The organism is Pseudomonas triclosanedens, assembly GCF_026686735.1.
GTDB classification, from domain to species: domain Bacteria; phylum Pseudomonadota; class Gammaproteobacteria; order Pseudomonadales; family Pseudomonadaceae; genus Pseudomonas; species Pseudomonas triclosanedens.
Window position 1 is genome coordinate 5,383,845 of the sequence record NZ_CP113432.1, and the last position, 19,457, is coordinate 5,403,301.

General features: G+C 64.4%; 21 protein-coding genes. 19 read left to right on the forward strand and 2 right to left on the reverse strand.

All coding sequences use genetic code 11. The features are described 5' to 3' along the window. The 15 genes from OU419_RS24950 to OU419_RS25020 all read left to right on the forward strand — a co-directional run bounded on the left by OU419_RS24950 (nt 1) and on the right by OU419_RS25020 (nt 15,205). A complete protein-coding gene (locus OU419_RS24950; protein ID WP_254472420.1) occupies nt 1–345 on the forward strand; it encodes a hypothetical protein in 345 nt (114 codons plus the stop codon). A 115-nt stretch (nt 346–460) separates the two neighbouring features. After that, nucleotides 461–1,057 (forward strand): MarC family protein, encoded by a 597-nt coding sequence (locus tag OU419_RS24955; RefSeq protein WP_254472419.1) that lies wholly within the window; start codon nt 461–463, stop codon nt 1,055–1,057. Nucleotides 1,058–1,292: 235 nt separating this feature from the next. Next, nucleotides 1,293–2,561: an urea ABC transporter substrate-binding protein gene (urtA, locus tag OU419_RS24960; RefSeq protein WP_254472418.1), complete on the forward strand. Its 1,269-nt coding sequence runs from the start codon at nt 1,293–1,295 to the stop codon at nt 2,559–2,561. A gap of 90 nt (nt 2,562–2,651) precedes the next feature. Continuing rightward, nucleotides 2,652–4,238, forward strand: coding sequence for an urea ABC transporter permease subunit UrtB (gene urtB, locus OU419_RS24965; RefSeq protein WP_254472417.1), 1,587 nt, complete (start codon nt 2,652–2,654; stop codon nt 4,236–4,238). After that, a complete protein-coding gene (urtC, locus tag OU419_RS24970; RefSeq protein ID WP_254472416.1) occupies nt 4,235–5,314 on the forward strand; it encodes an urea ABC transporter permease subunit UrtC in 1,080 nt (359 codons plus the stop codon). The genes urtB and urtC overlap by 4 nt, the downstream gene beginning before the upstream one ends. After that, the gene (urtD, locus tag OU419_RS24975) at nt 5,311–6,165 is read left to right on the forward strand and encodes an urea ABC transporter ATP-binding protein UrtD (RefSeq protein ID WP_254472415.1); all 855 of its coding nucleotides are present in this window, start codon (nt 5,311–5,313) and stop codon (nt 6,163–6,165) included. The genes urtC and urtD overlap by 4 nt, the downstream gene beginning before the upstream one ends. A 149-nt stretch (nt 6,166–6,314) precedes the next feature. After that, entirely contained in the window at nt 6,315–7,013 is a 699-nt protein-coding gene (urtE, locus tag OU419_RS24980) for an urea ABC transporter ATP-binding subunit UrtE (protein WP_254472414.1), read from the forward strand. Nucleotides 7,014–7,107: 94 nt separating this feature from the next. Further along, nucleotides 7,108–7,560, forward strand: coding sequence for a GNAT family N-acetyltransferase (locus tag OU419_RS24985; protein WP_254472413.1), 453 nt, complete (start codon nt 7,108–7,110; stop codon nt 7,558–7,560). Nucleotides 7,561–7,856: 296 nt separating this feature from the next. After that, complete coding sequence (locus OU419_RS24990; protein ID WP_254472412.1) at nt 7,857–8,690, forward strand: urease accessory protein UreD; 834 nt, start codon at nt 7,857–7,859, stop codon at nt 8,688–8,690. Nucleotides 8,691–8,707: 17 nt separating this feature from the next. Next, entirely contained in the window at nt 8,708–9,010 is a 303-nt protein-coding gene (locus OU419_RS24995) for an urease subunit gamma (protein WP_254472411.1), read from the forward strand. 75 nt (nt 9,011–9,085) lie between these two features. Further along, nucleotides 9,086–9,592 (forward strand): GNAT family N-acetyltransferase, encoded by a 507-nt coding sequence (locus OU419_RS25000; protein ID WP_254472410.1) that lies wholly within the window; start codon nt 9,086–9,088, stop codon nt 9,590–9,592. After that, on the forward strand, nt 9,589–9,894 hold the full coding sequence (locus OU419_RS25005; RefSeq protein ID WP_254472409.1) for an urease subunit beta: 306 nt from the start codon (nt 9,589–9,591) through the stop codon (nt 9,892–9,894). Before OU419_RS25000 ends, OU419_RS25005 begins: the two co-directional genes overlap by 4 nt. Before the next feature lie 32 nt (nt 9,895–9,926). Beyond that, on the forward strand, nt 9,927–11,627 hold the full coding sequence (gene ureC, locus OU419_RS25010; protein ID WP_254472408.1) for an urease subunit alpha: 1,701 nt from the start codon (nt 9,927–9,929) through the stop codon (nt 11,625–11,627). 356 nt (nt 11,628–11,983) lie between these two features. Next, complete coding sequence (locus OU419_RS25015) at nt 11,984–14,575, forward strand: autotransporter outer membrane beta-barrel domain-containing protein (protein ID WP_254472407.1); 2,592 nt, start codon at nt 11,984–11,986, stop codon at nt 14,573–14,575. A 279-nt stretch (nt 14,576–14,854) separates the two neighbouring features. Next, nucleotides 14,855–15,205, forward strand: a complete 351-nt coding sequence (locus OU419_RS25020) for a DUF805 domain-containing protein (RefSeq protein WP_254472406.1) — start codon at nt 14,855–14,857, stop codon at nt 15,203–15,205. A gap of 59 nt (nt 15,206–15,264) precedes the next feature. Here OU419_RS25020 and OU419_RS25025 read toward each other — a convergent pair whose 3' ends face one another. Then, on the reverse strand, nt 15,265–15,531 hold the full coding sequence (locus tag OU419_RS25025; protein WP_254472405.1) for a DksA/TraR family C4-type zinc finger protein: 267 nt from the start codon (nt 15,529–15,531) through the stop codon (nt 15,265–15,267). A 189-nt stretch (nt 15,532–15,720) separates the two neighbouring features. Here OU419_RS25025 and OU419_RS25030 point away from each other — a divergent pair, with 189 nt between their 5' ends. After that, nucleotides 15,721–16,374, forward strand: coding sequence for a hypothetical protein (locus OU419_RS25030; protein WP_254472404.1), 654 nt, complete (start codon nt 15,721–15,723; stop codon nt 16,372–16,374). A 15-nt stretch (nt 16,375–16,389) separates the two neighbouring features. Here OU419_RS25030 and OU419_RS25035 read toward each other — a convergent pair whose 3' ends face one another. Next, nucleotides 16,390–17,253, reverse strand: a complete 864-nt coding sequence (locus OU419_RS25035; RefSeq protein WP_254472403.1) for an isocitrate lyase/PEP mutase family protein — start codon at nt 17,251–17,253, stop codon at nt 16,390–16,392. A 207-nt stretch (nt 17,254–17,460) separates the two neighbouring features. Here OU419_RS25035 and OU419_RS25040 point away from each other — a divergent pair, with 207 nt between their 5' ends. The 3 genes from OU419_RS25040 (at nt 17,461) to osmE (ending at nt 19,445) form a co-directional block, all read left to right on the forward strand. After that, nucleotides 17,461–18,726 (forward strand): Hsp70 family protein, encoded by a 1,266-nt coding sequence (locus tag OU419_RS25040; protein WP_254472402.1) that lies wholly within the window; start codon nt 17,461–17,463, stop codon nt 18,724–18,726. Nucleotides 18,727–18,816: 90 nt separating this feature from the next. Beyond that, on the forward strand, nt 18,817–19,017 hold the full coding sequence (locus OU419_RS25045; protein ID WP_254472401.1) for a hypothetical protein: 201 nt from the start codon (nt 18,817–18,819) through the stop codon (nt 19,015–19,017). An 83-nt stretch (nt 19,018–19,100) separates the two neighbouring features. Beyond that, a complete protein-coding gene (gene osmE, locus OU419_RS25050) occupies nt 19,101–19,445 on the forward strand; it encodes an osmotically-inducible lipoprotein OsmE (protein ID WP_254472400.1) in 345 nt (114 codons plus the stop codon). Nucleotides 19,446–19,457 lie beyond the last annotated feature (12 nt).

A 19,457-nucleotide genomic window follows, 5' to 3' on the forward strand; every position in this document is an offset into this window, starting at 1 on the left:
ATGAAGCGACAGAGCCGTACCCTTGCCGTGAACGCAGACAAGCATGCCGAGCACATCGACGACGTTATGATCGAGATCAGCCAGAGCAGCTACTGGCGGACCCAACTGCTCCAGGCGCAATACAACGTTAGGCTCCTCATCAGCAGCGACTGTTCGGAGCAAATTCCTCCATACATCCAGGAACCCCTCCGTAAATACAATCTGCGGTACTGCGTCTCCAAGGTGACGGACTGCCCGGACGAGTTCCTTGAAGGCACTGTCACCTTCAAGTTCGAAGCGCCTGAGCATCCGGCCCTGGTCCGATATTCCGGGAACACTCCCATCGACTCCGATACCGCGCACTGACACGAACGCCCTCTGGCTTTTGCCCCGCAGCAATGCCGCCCGCGGCCCCAGCCGCTATGCTTTGGCAACCCGCGCAACGGTGCGCAGGCATTCTCAACCCGGACGAGTCGCCCCCATGCAAGTGATGTTCAGCGTGTACCTGAAGATGCTGGTGCTCTACAGCCCCTTCTTCGTGCTCTCCTGCTTCATCAGCCTGAGCCGCGGCTTCGGCCCGCGCGACCGCAAGCACATGGCCTGGCGCGTGGCCCTGGCGGCGCTGATCGCCAGCGTGCTGCTGTACCTGTTCGGACGCTACATCTTCACCCTGTTCGGCATCACCGCCGACGCCTTCCGTATCGGCGCGGGCTCGGTGCTGTTCATCTCCGCCCTCGGCATGGCCCAGGGGCGCTCCGCGGTGCAGGCGGACAACGTGCAGCAGGACGTCACCATCGTCCCGCTCACCATCCCCATCACCGTCGGTCCCGGCACTATCGGTGCGCTGCTGGTGATGGGCGTCAACCAGGACTGGGAACACAAGCTGCTCGCACTGGCAGCGATCTTCCTCGCCTGTCTTACCCTGGGCATCACGCTCTATCTCTCCGACAGGATCGAGAAGATCCTCGGCGACCAGGGCCTGCAGATCGTCAGCCGGTTGATGGGCCTGTTCGTCTGCGCCCTCGCCGCACAGATCATCATGACCGGCGTGCGCGGCTACTTCATTCCCGCCACCTGACGCGCCCCATTTGGGAGCGTCGGACGCCAAAGCGCGTCCGGCGCACCAAAGCTGCGCACTGAAAAACCTCGCCATTACGGCAGAAAATCGCGCCCAGCCCATCTGCGCCAAGGCTTTTGCCTGTTTGGCACGGATGCTGCGATGGCAGCTTCGACCCGCACCGGGTCACCCCTTTGCGGGGAAGCTGCCGTCACCGGCAGCTCCCCTCCCCTGGATAGCCAAGGAGGCTGCCGCGATGAAACGCCGTCCGCTGTTGAAAAGTACGCTGGCCATGAGCGCCCTGCTGCTCACCGGTCTGTTCCCGTTCAGCTCCCAGGCCGCCGAGACCATCAAGGTCGGCATCCTGCATTCGCTGTCAGGCACCATGGCGATCTCCGAGACGTCGCTCAAGGACATGGCGCTGATGACCATCGACGAAATCAACGCCAAGGGCGGAGTGAACGGCAAGAAGCTCGAAGCGGTCGTAGTCGACCCCGCATCCAACTGGCCGTTGTTCGCCGAGAAGGCACGCCAGCTCCTGACCCAGGACAAGGTCGCAGTGGTGTTCGGCTGCTGGACCAGCGTTTCGCGCAAGTCCGTGCTGCCAGTGTTCGAGGAGCTCAATGGCCTGCTGTTCTACCCGGTGCAGTACGAGGGCGAGGAAATGTCGCCGAACGTCTTCTACACCGGCGCAGCCCCAAACCAGCAGGCCATTCCGGCGGTGGAATACCTGATGAGCGAGGACGGCGGCGGCGCCAAGCGCTTCTTCCTGCTGGGCACCGACTACGTCTACCCGCGCACCACCAACAAGATCCTGCGCGCCTTCCTGCACAGCAAGGGCGTGGACGACAAGGACATCCAGGAGGTCTACACACCGTTCGGCCACAGCGACTATCAAACCATCGTCGCCGACATCAAGAAGTTCTCCGCTGGCGGCAAGACCGCGGTGATCTCCACCGTCAACGGCGACTCCAACGTGCCGTTCTACAAGGAGCTGGCCAACCAGGGGCTGGAAGCCACCGAGGTGCCGGTGGTGGCCTTCTCGGTGGGCGAAGAAGAACTGCGCGGCATCGACACCAAGCCGCTGGTGGGCAACCTCGCCGCGTGGAACTACTTCGAGTCGGTGAAGAACCCGGAGAACAGCAAGTTCGTCGCCGACTGGAAGGCATACGCCAAAGCCAAGAACCTGCCGAACTACAGCACCGCCGTGACCAACGACCCGATGGAAGCCACCTACGTCGGCATCCACATGTGGGCGCAGGCCGTACAGAAGGCCGGCACCACCGATGTCGACAAGGTCCGGGAAGCGATGGGCGGACAGACCTTCAAGGCACCGTCGGGCTTCACCCTGACGATGGACAAGACCAATCACCACCTGCACAAGCCAGTGATGATCGGCGAGATCGAAGATAACGGTCAGTTCAACGTGGTCTGGAAAACCCCGGAACCGATCCGCGCCCAGCCCTGGAGCCCGTTCATTCCGGGCAACGACAAGAAGCCGGATTACGCGGTGCGCAGCAACTGATCCAGTGCTCTCGTAGCACCCGCGCCCCAACCCACCCTCTTCCTTCGGGCGGAGGGTAGGTCCGAGTCTCCAGCGTACCGGGAACTGCCAATGCCCACTGCCTTGCTCCATCGCCTGCGCCTCTGCGCGCTTCTGCTGGCCACGCTGCTGCCACAACTGGCTTTCGCCGGCCCCGCGCAGGACTTCGCCAGCGCCGACAATGACGAGCGTGCGAAGCTGCTCGAACAATGGGCCGCCGTACCCGACGCCGAGCGCCTGCCGCTGCTCGACGCAATCCAGTCCGGTCGCCTCGCCGTGGATACCCAGAACCACGCGTTCCTCCTCGGTGACGACCAGCAATACCACTCCGCCGAAGGCAGCGCCGCGCCCGTTGGCGAGCCTGACAAGCTGCGCCTGAACAATCGCCTGCGCGGCCTGCTCAATACCGCCCTGGCCAGCCACCAACTGGTTGCCGAGAGCGCCCGGACTCGCCTCGACGCCGCGCGTCAATTGCAGAAGAGTGCCCGCCCGGCGCAGCGCACATTGCTCGAATACCGACTCAACGAAGAAACCGACGGCGACGTGATAGCCGCCCTGCAACTCGCCCTGGCCAACCTGCAACTGGCTGACCCCGACCCTGCGCTACGTCTGTCCGCCGTGCGCCTGCTGGGCGAATCGGGCGACCCACAGGCACGCACGCGCCTGGAAAACCTGCTCGACCCAGCGGTGGAGGCAGACGCTGCCGTGCGTACCGCCGCAGCCACCAGCCTCGGCCAGGTGAAGCGCCGGCTGCTGATGGGCGACCTGTTCGGCCAAGCCTTCAGCGGCCTGTCGCTGGGCTCGATTCTGCTGCTGGCGGCTCTCGGCCTGGCGATCACCTATGGCCTGCTAGGGGTGATCAACATGGCCCACGGCGAAATGCTGATGATCGGCGCCTATTCCACCTACGTCGTGCAGTTGCTCTGCCAGCGCCTTGCTCCCGACGTGCTGGAGCTGTATCCGCTGCTGGCGCTGCCGGTAGCCTTCCTGGTCACCGCTTGCATCGGCATGGCGCTGGAGCGCACGGTGATCCGCCACCTCTATGGCCGCCCCCTGGAAACCCTGCTCGCCACCTGGGGCATCAGCCTGGTGCTGATCCAACTGGTGCGCGTGCTGTTCGGCGCGCAGAACGTCGAGGTCGCCAACCCGGCCTGGCTGTCCGGCGGCATCCAGGTGCTGCCCAACCTCGTACTGCCGTGGAACCGCATCGTCATCATCGGTTTCGCGCTGTTCGTGCTGGCCCTCACCTGGCTGCTGCTCAACCGCACGCGGCTGGGCCTGAACGTCCGCGCCGTCACCCAGAACCGCAACATGGCCGCCTGCTGCGGCGTGCCCACCGGCCGCGTGGACATGCTCGCCTTCGGCCTCGGCTCGGGCATCGCCGGCCTGGGCGGAGTGGCGCTGTCGCAGGTCGGCAACGTCGGGCCTGACCTGGGCCAGAGCTACATCATCGACTCCTTCCTGGTGGTGGTGCTCGGCGGGGTCGGCCAGCTTGCCGGCAGCGTATTCGCCGCCTTCGGCCTGGGCGTGGCGAACAAGATCCTCGAACCGCAGATCGGCGCGGTACTGGGCAAGATCCTGATCCTCGCGCTGATCATCCTGTTCATCCAGAAACGTCCGCAGGGGCTCTTCGCTCTGAAAGGGAGGGTCATCGATTGAACCAGCCACTCACCGTGACGGCCGCGCAGAAAGCCGGCCCGAAACTCACCGCTGGTATCGTCGGCGCCGCGCTCATCGCGCTGCTGATCCTGCCGCTACTGCACCTGCTGCCGGATAGCAACGCGCTGCACCTGTCCGCCTACGGCCTGACGCTCACCGGCAAGATCCTCTGCTACGCCATTGTCGCCCTCGCCCTGGACCTGGTCTGGGGCTACGCCGGGCTGCTGTCCCTCGGCCACGGACTGTTCTTCGCCCTGGGCGGCTATGCGATGGGCATGTACCTGATGCGCGAAGCAGCCGGCGAGGGCCTGCCGGCATTCATGACATTCCTCTCCTGGACCGAGCTGCCCTGGTACTGGGCCGGCACCCAGCACTTCCTCTGGGCGCTGTGCCTGGTGGTGCTCGCACCGGGGCTGCTGGCGCTGGTATTCGGCTTCTTCGCCTTCCGCTCGCGGATCAAGGGTGTGTACTTCTCGATCATGACCCAGGCACTGACCTTCGCCGGCATGCTGCTGTTCTTCCGCAACGAGACCGGCTTCGGCGGCAACAACGGCTTCACCAACTTCCGCAGCATTCTCGGCTTTTCCATCACCGCTCCGGGTACCCGCGCGGCGCTGTTCATCGCCATCGTGGTGCTGCTGGTGGCGAGCCTGGCCGTCGGTTTCGCCATCGCGCGCAGCAAGTTCGGCCGGGTACTCACCGCCCTGCGCGACGCGGAGAACCGCCTGATGTTCTGCGGCTACGACCCGCGCGGCTACAAGCTGTTCGTATGGACGCTCTCGGCGGTGATCTGCGGTCTGGCCGGCGCGCTGTTCGTGCCGTTGGTGGGCATCATCAACCCCAGTGAAATGTCGCCGACCAACTCCATCGAGGCGGCCGTATGGGTCGCCCTCGGCGGACGCGGCACGCTGATCGGCCCGTTGCTCGGTGCCGGCGTGGTGAATGGCGCGAAGAGTTGGTTCACCGTGGCCTTCCCCGAGTACTGGCTGTTCTTCCTCGGCGCGCTGTTCATCGTCGTCACCCTGTATCTGCCACGCGGCATCCTGGGCTTGGTCAAGCGGGAGAAAGAGCAATGAGAGCGGTCCCCCACCTGATGCTGGAACCGGCCTACGACCCCAACCGCGATCCCGGCGCCAGCCGCGATGCCATTGGCATCGGTTCGAGCGCCAGCGGCATGCTGGACGTGCGCCACGGCACCATCCTCACCCTGGAAGACATCAACGTCAGCTTCGACGGCTTCCGCGCCCTGCGCGACCTGACGCTGTACATCGGCGTCGGTGAACTGCGCTGCATCATCGGCCCCAACGGCGCAGGCAAGACCACGCTGATGGACGTGATCACCGGCAAGACCCGCCCCGACAGCGGCAAGGCGTATTTCGGCGAAACCCTCGACCTCACTCGCATGAGCGAGGTGGAAATCGCCCAGGCCGGCATTGGCCGCAAGTTCCAGAAACCCACGGTGTTCGAAGCGCTCTCGGTATTCGAGAACCTGGAGCTGGCGCAGAAAACCGACAAATCGGTGTGGGCCAGCCTCAGGGCAAAACTCTCCGGCGAACAGAAGGATCGCATCGAGGAAGTACTCACCACCATCCGCCTGCGCGAGTCACGCAACCGCCCCGCCGGGTTGCTCTCCCACGGCCAGAAGCAATTCCTGGAAATCGGCATGCTGCTGGTGCAGGAGCCGCGGCTGCTGCTGCTCGACGAGCCGGTGGCGGGGATGACCGATGCCGAGACCGAGTTCACCGCCGAGCTGTTCAAGTCTCTGGCCGGCACGCATTCGCTGATGGTGGTGGAGCACGACATGGGCTTCGTCGGCAGCATCGCCGACCACGTCAGTGTGCTGCACCAGGGGCATGTGCTGGCGGAAGGTTCGCTGGAGGACGTGCAGGCGAACGAGCAGGTCATAGAAGTCTATCTCGGCCGCTAGTTCTGAATCGGCCGAATGGGTATCGCTGCGCGAACGCATTTCGCCGGGAGGCACGGCGTAGGTTGGCGTGGAGCGAAGCGATACCCAACAGCTCTGGCTGCACGGCAGCCGTACACGGCCTATCAAGGATCTCCACAAGGGAAACGCCCATGCTGCAAGTCGACAAACTGCACCAATACTACGGCGGCAGCCACATCCTCCGTGGTCTGTCGTTCGACGCGAAGATCGGCGAAGTCACCTGCCTGCTCGGGCGCAACGGCGTGGGCAAGACCACCCTGCTGCGCTGCCTGATGGGCCTGGTGCCAGCCAGGGAGGGCAAGGTGAGCTGGGAGGGCAAGCCGATTACCAGCTTCAAGCCGCACCAGCGCGTGCATGCCGGCATCGCCTACGTGCCCCAGGGGCGGGAGATCTTTGCGCGCCTGACAGTGGAGGAAAACCTGCTGATGGGGCTTTCGCGCTTCAGCGCTGGCGAAGCCAAGGCAGTGCCGGAACACATCTATGAGCTGTTTCCGGTACTGCGCGAGATGAAACAGCGGCGTGGCGGTGACCTTTCCGGCGGCCAGCAGCAACAACTGGCCATTGGCCGCGCCCTGGCCAGCCGGCCGCGCCTGCTGATCCTCGACGAGCCGACCGAGGGCATCCAGCCATCGGTGATCAAGGAGATCGGCGCGGTCATCAAAAAGCTCGCCCAGCGCGGCGACATGGCGATCCTGCTGGTGGAGCAGTTCTACGACTTCGCCGCAGAACTGGCCGACCAGTACCTGGTCATGTCCCGTGGCGAAATCGTCCAGCAAGGACGCGGCGCGAACATGGAGGCCGAGGGCGTGCGCGGCCTGGTGGCGATCTGAACGCCCGGCGCGGCGCCCCGAGACAGCCTGTCACTGGCGGCAGCGGGTGGTCGATGGCAAGCTGCGAGATTCGTCATCTGCGCTGGAGCTCATCATGTCCATCACCCTGCGCCAGGCCGTCGATGCTGATGCAGGCTTCGCCGCCGTCTGCGTGGCAGCGGCCTATGCCCAATGGATTCCGCTGATCGGTCGCAAGCCCGGCCCGATGCTGGAGGACTACCACACAGTGATCGCCACCAACCAGGTGCTGATCGCCGAGCTGGGCGGGCAACCCGTGGGTCTGCTGGTCACCCGCCAGACCGATGAAGGCTTCCTGCTCGACAACATCGCCGTGCTGCCTGAGTGTGCGGGCCAGGGCATCGGTCGCCTGCTGCTGGTACGCGCCGAAGAGGAAGCCAGCCGCCAGGGTTACCAGTCGCTGTACCTCTACACCAACGAGCGGATGATCGAAAACATCGAGCTGTACGCAAGGATCGGCTACCGCGAGTACGCGCGACGCCAGGAGAACGGCTTCCGCCGGGTGTACATGCGCAAGCAACTGGGCTGAGATTCTGCTCCCGCAGGAGCAACGAACGGCAGGATGAGCGATCAGGTATCGGGCCCATGCGCCGCCCATCCTGCGGCTGACCTCGAATCCTGCGCATCCAGCGCACATCTTTAGTGCATTCGCACAGCCGACGCACCGCAACCGCGCCCATAGCTGACCGATCGGACAATCGCCCCTTCGCCTCGAAGCCTCCCCGCGCCTTGCCGGCAGAACCTGGCAGGCAGGCCGCGCACTATCCTGGCGCAGCCGGCACGGCTATTGCTCTGTCGTGTGCATCCTTTGCCTCGACACCGTCCATGAACGCACTGGCTCCTCTCTTCCACCCCGCCTGGCACGCCGAGCTGGAACTGGCCTATGCCCGCGCCGGCCAGAGCACGCGGCCGATTACGCGGCGCCACCTCGGCCCGCTGCGGGTACAGAAGCACCTGTATGCGGAAGGCCCGGAAGTCTGCCAGCACATCGTGGTACACCCGCCCGGCGGCATCGCCGGAGGAGATACGCTGCAACTGCGCATACACGCCGATACCGACAGTTGGGCACAGCTCACCAGCCCCGGCGCGGCGAAATGGTATTGCGCGGCGAGCGCGGCACGGCAGGACTTGTCGATCACCGTTGCACCCGGCGCCACGCTGGAATGGCTGCCCCAGGAAACCATTGTGTTCTCCGGCGCCCAGGCAGAACTGAGCACACGCATCGACCTCGCGGAAGATGCCCGGCTGTTCTACTGGGACATCGTCGCCCTCGGCCGCCCGGCCAGCGCCGAGCGCTTCGACGATGGCCATTTCGCCGCCGCCCTGGACATCCGCCTCGACGGCCGCCGCTTGTGGCACGAGCGTCAGCGAGTGATCGGTGGCGACGGCCTGCTCGACTCGCCCATCGGCCTCGCCGGCCATCCGGTGATGGCTACGCTCATCGCCAGCGGACAGATCGACGCCGCGTTACTGGAAGAATGCCGCGCATTGTCATGCCGCGGACGCGGCAATCTCACCCAACTGCCCGGCCTGGTGGTCGCCCGCTGCCTCGCCGACGAGGCACTGGATGCCCGCGCCTGGCTCGTCGAACTCTGGCGCCGGCTGCGGCCCGCGCTGCTCGGCCGCGAGGCCGTTCCTCCCCGAATCTGGAGCACCTGAAATGGAGGCCAACTGAAATGGACCTGACCCCTCGCGAGAAGGACAAGATGCTGATCTTCACCGCCGGCCTGGTCGCCGAGCGCCGCCTCGCCCGTGGCCTGCAACTGAATTACCCGGAAGCCGTGGCGCTGATTTCCGCCGCCCTGCTCGAAGGTGCGCGCGACGGCCAGACGGTCGCCGAACTGATGCACTACGGCACCACGCTGCTGCGCCGCGAACAGGTGATGGAAGGCGTGCCGGAGATGATCCCGGAGATCCAGGTGGAAGCAACCTTCCCCGATGGAACCAAGCTGGTCACCGTGCACCAGCCCATCGCCTGATCGCATGCCCGGCACCCCGCGCGCGCACTATGCTCGCCAGGGGCCCTGGGCGACTTCCGACACAGAGGAACAGACATGCACATCCGCGACGCCAGCCAAGCCGACCTCGGCAGCCTGCGCGATATCTACAACGACGCTGTGCTCAACACCACCGCCATCTGGAACGACACCGCCATCGACCTGGAGAACCGCCGCGCCTGGCTCGAACTGCGCGCGCAGCAGGGCTTTCCGGTACTGGTGGCCGAAGATGCAGGCGAAGTGGTCGGCTATTCGAGCTACGGCCCGTGGCGCGCCTTCGACGGCTTTCGCGGGACGGTCGAGCACTCCGTCTATGTGCGCGCCGACCAGCGCGGCAAGGGCCTTGGCCCGCTGCTGATGCAGGCCCTGATCGAGCGTGCCCGGACTCAGGGCCTGCACGTGATGGTGGCCGCCATCGAGAGCGGCAACGCGGCGTCTATCCGCCTGCACGAACGCCTGGGCTTCATCACCACCGGGCAAATGCCACAGGTCGGGCAGAAGTTCGGCCGCTGGCTGGACCTGACTTTCATGCAGTTGATCCTCGACCACAGGAGCGCCCCATGATCCCCGGCGAATACGACATCCAGCCTGGCAAGATCGAGCTCAACGCCAACCGCCGCACGCTCACCCTGACGGTGGCCAACAGCGGCGACCGGCCGATCCAGGTCGGCTCGCACTACCACTTCTTCGAGACCAACGACGCGCTGCGCTTCGACCGCGACGCCGCGCGCGGCATGCGCCTGAACATCCCGGCAGGTACCGCGGTGCGCTTCGAGCCGGGGCAGAGCCGCGAGGTGGAACTGGTGGAGCTGGCTGGTGAGCGGCGGGTATTCGGATTCGCCGGACGGGTGATGGGCAGCCTCTGAGCGCCCGCAGAAAAACAGCCAAGGAGAGCTGGATGAAGATCAGCAGACAAGCCTACGCCGACATGTTCGGCCCCACCGTTGGCGACCGCGTGCGCCTGGCCGATACCGGCCTGTGGATAGAGGTGGAACAGGACTTCACCGTCTATGGCGAGGAAGTGAAGTTCGGCGGCGGCAAGGTCATCCGCGACGGCATGGGCCAGGGCCAGTTGTGCGCCGCCGAAGTCGTCGACACGGTGATCACCAACGCGCTGATCCTCGACCACTGGGGCATCGTGAAGGCCGACGTCGGCCTGAAGAACGGCCGCATTGCCGCCATCGGCAAGGCCGGCAATCCGGACATACAGCCCGGCGTGACCATCGCCCTGGGCGCCAGCACCGAGGTGATCGCCGGTGAAGGCATGATCCTCACCGCCGGCGGCATCGATACGCACATCCACTTCATCTGCCCGCAGCAGATCGAAGAAGCGCTGATGAGCGGCGTGACCACCATGATCGGCGGCGGTACGGGGCCGGCCACCGGCACCAACGCCACCACCTGTACCTCCGGCCCGTGGCACATGGCGCGCATGCTCCAGGCCGCCGATGCCTTCCCGATGAACATCGGCTTCACCGGCAAGGGCAACGCCAGCCTGCCGCTGCCGCTGGAAGAACAGGTGCGCGCCGGCGCCATCGGTCTGAAGCTGCACGAGGATTGGGGCACCACTCCGGCGGCCATCGACAACTGCCTGTCCGTGGCCGACCGCCTCGACGTGCAAGTGGCGATCCACACCGACACCCTCAATGAGTCCGGCTTCGTCGAAACCACCCTGGCCGCCTTCAAGGGCCGCACCATCCACACCTACCACACCGAAGGTGCTGGCGGCGGCCACGCGCCGGACATCATCCGCGCCTGCGGCTTCGCCAACGTGCTGCCCAGCTCGACCAACCCGACCCGGCCGTTCACCCGCAATACCATCGACGAACACCTGGACATGCTGATGGTCTGCCACCACCTGGACCCAAGTATCGCCGAGGACGTGGCCTTCGCCGAGTCGCGCATCCGCCGCGAGACCATCGCCGCCGAGGACATCCTCCACGACCTCGGCGCCTTCAGCATGATCAGTTCCGACAGTCAGGCGATGGGACGTGTCGGCGAGGTGATCACACGCACCTGGCAAACCGCCGACAAGATGAAAAGGCAACGCGGCGCGCTCGACGGCGACGGTGCGCGCAACGACAATTTCCGCGCCAGGCGGTACATCGCCAAGTACACCATCAACCCGGCGATCACCCACGGCGTGGCCCATGAAGTCGGCTCCATAGAAGTCGGCAAGCTGGCCGACCTGGTGCTCTGGCGCCCCGCCTTCTTCGGCGTGAAGCCGAGCCTGATCCTCAAGGGCGGAGCCATCGCCGCGAGCCTGATGGGCGATGCCAACGCCTCGATCCCGACGCCGCAGCCGGTGCACTACCGGCCAATGTTCGCGAGCTACGCGGGCAGCCGCCACGCCACCAGCCTGACCTTCATAAGCCAGGCCGCATTCGACCTCGGCGTGCCCCAGGGGCTTGGCCTGCGCAAGGCCATCGGCGTGGTGAGAGGCTGCCGCGACCTGCGCAAGACCGATCTGATCCACAACGCCTACCTGCCGCACATCGAAGTGGATCCGCAGAACTACCAGGTCCGTGCCGACGGCCAACTGCTGTGGTGCGAACCGGCGGAAGTACTGCCAATGGCGCAGCGCTACTTCCTCTTCTGAGCCCGCAACTGGGCCGGCGCGCAATGCCCGGCCCAGATATCTCATTGACTTAAATCATCTTTTCCCTCGTTCCAAGTCTCGAATTCGTTCGATTAAGACACGTCTTATTCGGCTAGCTGAACCGCAGCTGAACAATGATCCCACTGATCCAGCACGCCCCTCGCAGCAGCGGATCGGGCGCGGCTCGGACGCTCTCAGCCGCGCCATCCCACAGCCTGATCCATCAGGCGCCATCACCCAGCGCAAGCGGGAACCGACTCGGAAGCCAGCTCTTCCGATCATCAGCCAAGAACGGCTCCAGGCGCTGGGAACACCGCCCCGCATCGCTTTGCAGCGGCGGAGGCAAGGAGGTTGCAATGCGCTTCAAGAAAACTCTGTTGGCCGCCCATATCGCCTTGGCCGCCAGTATGCTCGCCCATTCGGGCGGCGCGGCGGCGATGGGCAGTTGCTCGGTCAACGGCACGACACTCAACTGCTCGACCAGTCTCTACTGGGCCCCCAGCGATCCATCGGCATTCGATAAAATCGTCATCGACACCACCGGCGAGGACCAATCGTTCACGCCGACCGGCTTCGGCATCTACGGCAACAGCTCGAAGTACACCCTCAAGGACGTGTCGATCACCACCGCGTCCGGCAAGTCGGACGCCATCCAGGCCAATAACGGCGCCAGCAAGATCACCATCGAGAAGCTGTACATCCTCACCAAGGGCAGCTCCGCCGACGGCATCAACGTGACCGAGAACGCGCAGAACTCGGAAGTGCGGGTCGGCGATGGCGCGATCATCATCGCCGAAGGTTCCGGCATGGGCGTGCGCGCCAATACCTCCAAGAACGGCGGCACGAACATCATCGAACTGGGCAAGGGCGCACAGATCACCACCAACGGCTATGGCAGCAACGCGCTGGATGGCACGGGCTACGCGGTCTATGCCGGGAACCGTTCGCTGAGCTCCAGCACTTACTGGGGCAACGCCGAAGTGATCCTCGGTGATGGCAGTACCATCATCTCCAAGGGCAGCGCCGCGCATGCGGTCTATGCGAACCGTGGCGGCGTGATCCGTCTTGGCGACACCAGCATCACAACCGAGCAGGCCAACGCCTACGGCATCTATGCCCAGACCGCCGCGGACAAGAACGGCGACCGTGGCGGCCAGGTGCACCTGCTGGGCGACACCAGCGTCACCGTGACCGATGGCAACCGCGCGCTCTACGCGTCCGGGGACGACTCCTTCATCATGTCCGACACTGCCTCCGTGTATCACCTGGACAGCAGTGCGAACACGGACCTTCAGAATCGCAAGGGCATGTCCCTGTACGCTGACAAGTCCGGCGTCATCGACCTCAAGATGGCCGCCGGTTCTTACCTCAACGGCACGACCAGCACCGCCACCGACGGCGTAATCAACCTGGCGATGGATGGCGCGAGCAGCCAGTGGCTCATGACCGGCAACTCAAACCTGACCAACCTGAACCTCACCGACAGCGCGCAACTGATCTACGACCGCCACGACGAACACGGCACCTACACCTACAAGACCCTGAAGGTGGACGGCGATTTCACCGGCGGCGGCCATCTGGTGATGAACACCTACCTGGGCTACGACGACTCCGAAACCGACCGACTGGAAATCGCCGGCAGCACCTCGGGCGAAACCCGCGTCACCGTGAACAACACCACCGGGCCGGGCGAAGAGACCCTGGAAGGCATCCAGATGATCACCGTCGGCGGCACCTCGGCGGGCACGTTCAAGTCCGACCGGGTGACCGAAGGTGGCTACGAATACGTACTGCGTCGCGGCGGCAGCTTCGTCGGCTCCAACGGCGCGGACAGCGACTGGTACCTTACCTCCTACAAGCCGACCGATCCTGACCCGGACCCCGTCGACCCGCCCGGCCCGAATCCAGAGGATCCCGATCCGATCGATCCGGGCCCGACAGATCCGGTTCCGGTACCGCCGAAGCCGAGCGACCGCGACCGTGTGCGCCAGCCCGAGGGTGGCAGCTACACCGCCAACATGGCGGCAGCCAACACCATGTTCCTGCACCGCCTGCATGACCGCACCGGCAACCTGACCTACATGGACCCGGACACCGGCAAGGAAGTCACCTCCATGCTGTGGATGCGCAACGTCGACGGTTCCACCCGCTGGGAAGACAGCACCGGGCAACTGAAGACCGAGTCCAACCGCTACGTCGTGCAATTGGGCAGCGACCTCTACCGCAAGGAAACCGACAACGGGGACTGGGTGTTCGGCGTGATGGCCGGCTATGCCAACGGCAACTCCACCACCAAGTCGCGCATCACCGGCTACCGCTCCCGCGGCGAGATCGACGGCTACAGCCTGGGCGTCTACGGCACCTGGTACGAGAACAAGGATGACGAGAACGGCGCGTACGTCGACAGTTGGGTTCTCTACAACGACTTCGACGCCGACGTGAAAGGCGACCAGTTGGCCAAGGAAAGCTACGACCTCAAGGGCATCACCGCCTCGGTCGAAGCCGGCAAGACCTTCGAAGTGGCGAAGACCCAGAGCGCCAGCTACTACGTGCAGCCGCAGGCGCAGGTGGTGTACATGGGCGTGAAGGCCGACAGCCATCGCGAAACCAACGGCACCAGGGTCACCGGCAAGGGCGACGGCAACATCATGACCCGCCTGGGCGCCCGCGCCGCGGTGCGCAGCAATGAAGCCGGCGGCTTCGCCAACACCTATGGCGTGGAGCCTTACGTGGAAACCAACTGGATCCACAACTCCAAGGACTTCGGCGCGAAGATGGGCAGCACCAGGTTCGAGATGGACGGAGCCAGCGACATCTTCGAAGTGAAGCTCGGCGCCACCAGCAAGGTGAACAGCCGGGTCAACGTCTGGGGTGAAGTCGGCAAACAGTACGGCGACAACGGCTACCGCGACCAGGCGGTTACGCTGGGTCTGAAAGTCAACTTCTGACACCGCAATGACGAAGCCGCCGCGAATTGATCGCGGCGGCTTTTTGTATCTGACAGGCACCCGCCCTGGCTTACTTCGAATACTTCTCCATAATCCGACAACCGCCCGCGAATGCCAGCCGATTCCGCCCCCCAACCAGCACCATTCCTACATCCAGATTGAGCCCCCCTCGCTACATTGCGCAGCGCCGGAACCACCGCGAATTCCGTCGCTTACCGAGCGAATTCCTCGACTCTCGATTGCGGGGCGCGGCCCGCAACCCAATACAGGTTTCAATTCATGGAATGGTATTTGAAGTGCTTGAAACAGCACTATTTCGACTTCAACGGCCGGGCGCGCCGCAAGGAGTACTGGATGTACACCCTGGTCAACGCGTTGATCAGCCTGGCGATTATCATGATGCTCGGCGCGATCGCCCCGAAGCTGATTCCCGTCGTCTACATCTACACGCTGGCCGTCCTCATGCCGAGCCTGGGAGTGGGAGTTCGCCGCCTGCACGATATCGGCAAGAGCGGCTGGTTCTTCCTGATCGCGCTTGTGCCGCTGGCAAATTTCTACCTGCTTTATCTGTTATGCTTGGATAGCGAGAGCGGCGCCAACGCTTACGGAGAGAGCCCGAAGCAGGCCTGATGGCGGGAAACGGAAACGGCGCCGGAAGGCGCCGTACTGATGCGTGTCGCCAGCATTGCTCAGCGCAACTGGCTGTCCTTGCTGCCCCGGCGGTTGTAGCCGGCATAGGCTGCCTGCTCCTTGTCATGCTCGGCCTGGCAGTTCACGCACAGGCGCACGCCGGGAATGGCCTTGCGCCGCGCCTCGGGAATCGGCGCATCGCACTCTTCGCAGCGGGCCAGGCTCTCACCCTTGGGCAACTGGCTGCGCGCCCGCGCGATGGCATCCTCGACGGTGCTGTCGATCTGTTCCTGAACCGCTCCGTCGTTCGCCCAACCGCTGGCCATGACGACCTCCTGCCGAATGCTTGTGACTCCCTGGAAGATATGGAGGACACGGGCCCCGAATGCAAGCACGGTCTGACGACGTACGAGCCGATCACCGCAAAGGGTGCGCATAAATTCCGAATCGTCTGACTTCAATATCGACGATCAACATCGAGAATGGCGGGGAAACTTCTTGCCCAGGAAAACTCCATGCGCTTCGCCTCTTTGATTTTCGCCGGTCTCCTGGCCTCCAGCCTGCTGCCGACCGTCGTCAACGCCGAAACCGCCAACCCCCAGCTACAGGACATCGAACGCTACCTGCTGCTCTACAGCGCAACCGGCGACGAACGCTTCCTGCAACGCCTGGACAAGCTGGGCGCGGCATTCGAAAAGAACCTGGATGCGCAGAAGAACTCCACAGTCCTGAAAGACATGTGGCATCTCTATCAGCAAGCGCTGGAGCAAGTGCGTGCCGCCTACTCGCAGCACGGCGTGGACCTGAAGACCGCGGTGGCGCAAACCGCCGAGGTGGCGGGCCTGTTCGACAAATTCATCGTTGCCGACGAAGGCGCACCAGTGGCTCCGAGCCTCGCCGACGATCTGCGCGCACTGGCACTGCTGGAAGCACGGCAGGCCAACAACAAGCTGCGGGGTGGTGGCTACGCGGAAGATGTCGAGCGCATCGCGCAGTTGCAGGCGAACGTGGAGAAGCGGTACACCGCCCTGCCCGCCGGAGAGTCTCGCGATACGTTGCTGTCGCGCTGGTCGTACCTGCGCAAGTCAGAGCGCCCGGATGGGGCCACCCTGCTCTATCCCTTCAACGCGCAGATCGAATACCTGCTGGAGCACCTGCCCCAGGGCTGATGCCCGGCAGCGACACTACTCTTTGACTTCCATGTATTCCCGCGCCCAGATCTGATACTCCTCGGGCAGGGTGTACTTCTTCGCCAACTCCGACGCGGTCAGGTCTGAGGCATCGACGCCGCGTTGTTCGCGCAGGCAGTCGTAGGTTGCCTTGATCGCCGCGAAGTACGCGGCGTGGCCATCCACCACGATGCGCACGCCCAGGCGCGCCAGGCGATGGTCGTCACGCAGTTGCGGGTTGCCGTAGGACACCAGCATCAGCGGCACGCTCAGGTGACGGGCGATCTGCTCCAGGTGGTCGAAGTCGCGGATGCCGACCATGCAGATGCCGTCGGCGCCAGCGGCCTGGTAGGCCAGGGTACGGCGGATCACATCATCCACTTCCAGCACTTCGGCGTTGGTACGGGCGATGATCGCCATTTCCTCGTCGACACGCGCCTCGATGGCCGCGCGAATCTTGCCGACACCCTCTTCCACCGTTATCAGGTCCGTCGACTTGCGGCCGAACTGCGCGGGCAGCAGCGTATCCTCGATGGTCAGCGCAGCCACGCCGGCACGTTCGAGTTCCACCACCGTGCGCATGGTGTTCAGCGCGTTGCCGTAGCCGTGATCGGCGTCGGCGATCACCGGCAGGCGGGCGACACGGCCGATGCGGGAGGCCTGTTCGACGAACTCGCTCAACGTGATCAGGGCGAAATCAGGGGCGGCCAAAACTTGTAGTGAAGCTACAGAACCGCCCAGGATTCCAACCTCGAAACCCAGATCCGCGGCGATGCGCGCCGACATCGGATCGAACACCGAAGCGGTGTGGTAGCAGGAGGAAGACGTCAGAAGGGCGCGGAAATCCTTGCGCAATTCGTGGAAGGAGGCTCTGTGCATGGTGGGAATCCAACTGCTTGTACGGGGTGGGAGAACGAAATCAGTGGGCAAAAACTCTTGTAGGAAAACTACAGGAAGACAATGTAGCAAAACTACAAGCTACTCCCCAAGTCCTCTTTGCCACCACCGCTTCCCGACAGATACCCTGGCTTTCCACGCGCGCTCGCGTAAACTGCGCGGCCGTTTTTTCTCCGGACATCGCACACCATGTTCCAGACCTCTGCGGCCCAGGCCCTGGGCATCGACTTCGGCACCTCCAACTCCACCGTCGGCTGGTGGCGGCCGGACAGCGAACCGCTGATCGTTCTGGAAGACGACAAGATCACCCTGCCTTCGGTGATCTTCTTCAATGTCGAGGAGCGCCGCCCGGTGTATGGCCGCCTGGCCCTGCACGAATACCTGGAAGGCTACGAGGGCCGCCTGATGCGCTCGCTGAAAAGCCTGCTGGGTTCCTCGCTGCTCAAGAGCGAAACTACCGTGCTGGGCAGTGCGATGCCGTTCAAGGACCTGCTCGGCCTGTTCATCGGCGAACTGAAGAAGCGCGCCGAATACACCGCCGGGCGCGAGTTCGACGCCGTGGTGCTGGGCCGTCCGGTGTTCTTCGTCGACGATGATCCCAAGGCCGATCAGGAGGCCCAGGACACCCTGGTCGCGGTAGCCCGCAAGCTCGGCTTCAAGGACGTATCCTTCCAGTACGAGCCACTGGCCGCGGCGTTCGACTACGAGCGTGGCGTCGAGCTCGAGGAACTGGTGCTGATCGTCGACATCGGCGGCGGCACCTCGGACTTCTCGCTGGTACGCCTGTCGCCGGAGCGCCGCGAAGTCGCCGAACGCCAGGACGACATCCTCGCCACCGGTGGCGTGCACATCGGCGGTACCGACTTCGACAAGCAGCTCAGCATCCAGGGCGTGATGCCGCTGTTCGGCTATGGCAGCCGGATGAAGAGCGATGCCTTCATGCCCACCAGCTACCACCTCAACCTCGCCACCTGGCACACCATCAACGCGGTGTACGCGCAGAAGTCGCAACTGGCATTGCAGAACATGCGCTACGACATCGTCGACGCCACCGGCATCGATCGCCTGTTCAAGCTGATCGAACAGCGCGCCGGGCACTGGTTGGCGATGCAGGTGGAAGCCAGCAAGATCGAGCTTTCCGACAGCCAGCGCCGCGACATCGACCTTGCGCGCATCGAAGCCGGCCTGGTCGCCGAGCTGAGCCGCGAGCTGTTCGAAGGCGCCATAGCCCCGCTGCTGGAGCGCGTGCGCGGCAGCATCGGCGAACTGCTCAACTCCGCCGACGTGGACCCGGCGCGGGTCGACACGGTGTTCTTCACCGGCGGATCGAGCGGCGTGCCCGCACTGCGCCAGAGCGTTGCGGCGATGCTGCCCAACGCCCGCCATGTCGACGGCGACCGCTTCGGCGGCATCGGCAGCGGCCTGGCCATCGAGGCGAAGAAGCGCTACGGTTGATCGCTCCTGCGCGAGCTGCGGCCGACCTCACTGACGGCCGCCTCGCCATGCGCTAGCGTTGAGAATCATCTCTTCACGCCGGAAACCACCATGTCCCGCCTGCCCGCGCTCATCACCCTGACCTCCCTGCTCACCGCCTGCGGCCTGGGCGAGACCGCCGCCACCGCCAGTCTGCAGGCCAAACAGGCAGAACAGGCACAGCAGCAGATGCAACAGCTCAAGCAGCAGATCGACCAGGCCAACGTACAGAACCAGCAGCGCCTGGACCAGGCCCTGAAAGACACACAGTAAGCGGCCCGCGCAGATTTCTTGAACGCGCTGCCGTCCACCTGGCTCCAAGTTGTGCAAGCCGTTGCCAATCCAAGGAGATCATCATGGACAAACGATCACTGCTGACGCTGCTGGTGCTGGCCACGCTGGCGGGCTGTGCCTCCACCAAGGTGCAGAACCCGGTCAACTACATCACCTTCCGCGACGAACCGCTGGTTCGCAATGTCGAGAAAGGCATGACGAAGGAGCAGGTATTGCGCATCGGTGGCTCGCCGTCATCCACACAGAAGCGCCTGATGAAGCCCGGCAGTTGCAACAGCTACATCCTCAGCAAGGATGGCCAGCAGCAGCCGTTCTACGTCAGCTTCGATGGTAGCGGCCAGGTCGACGGTTCCGGCTTCATGACCTGTTCCGAACTGGATCGCCACGAGCGCGACTACCAGCCCTGAGCCGACGGCCCT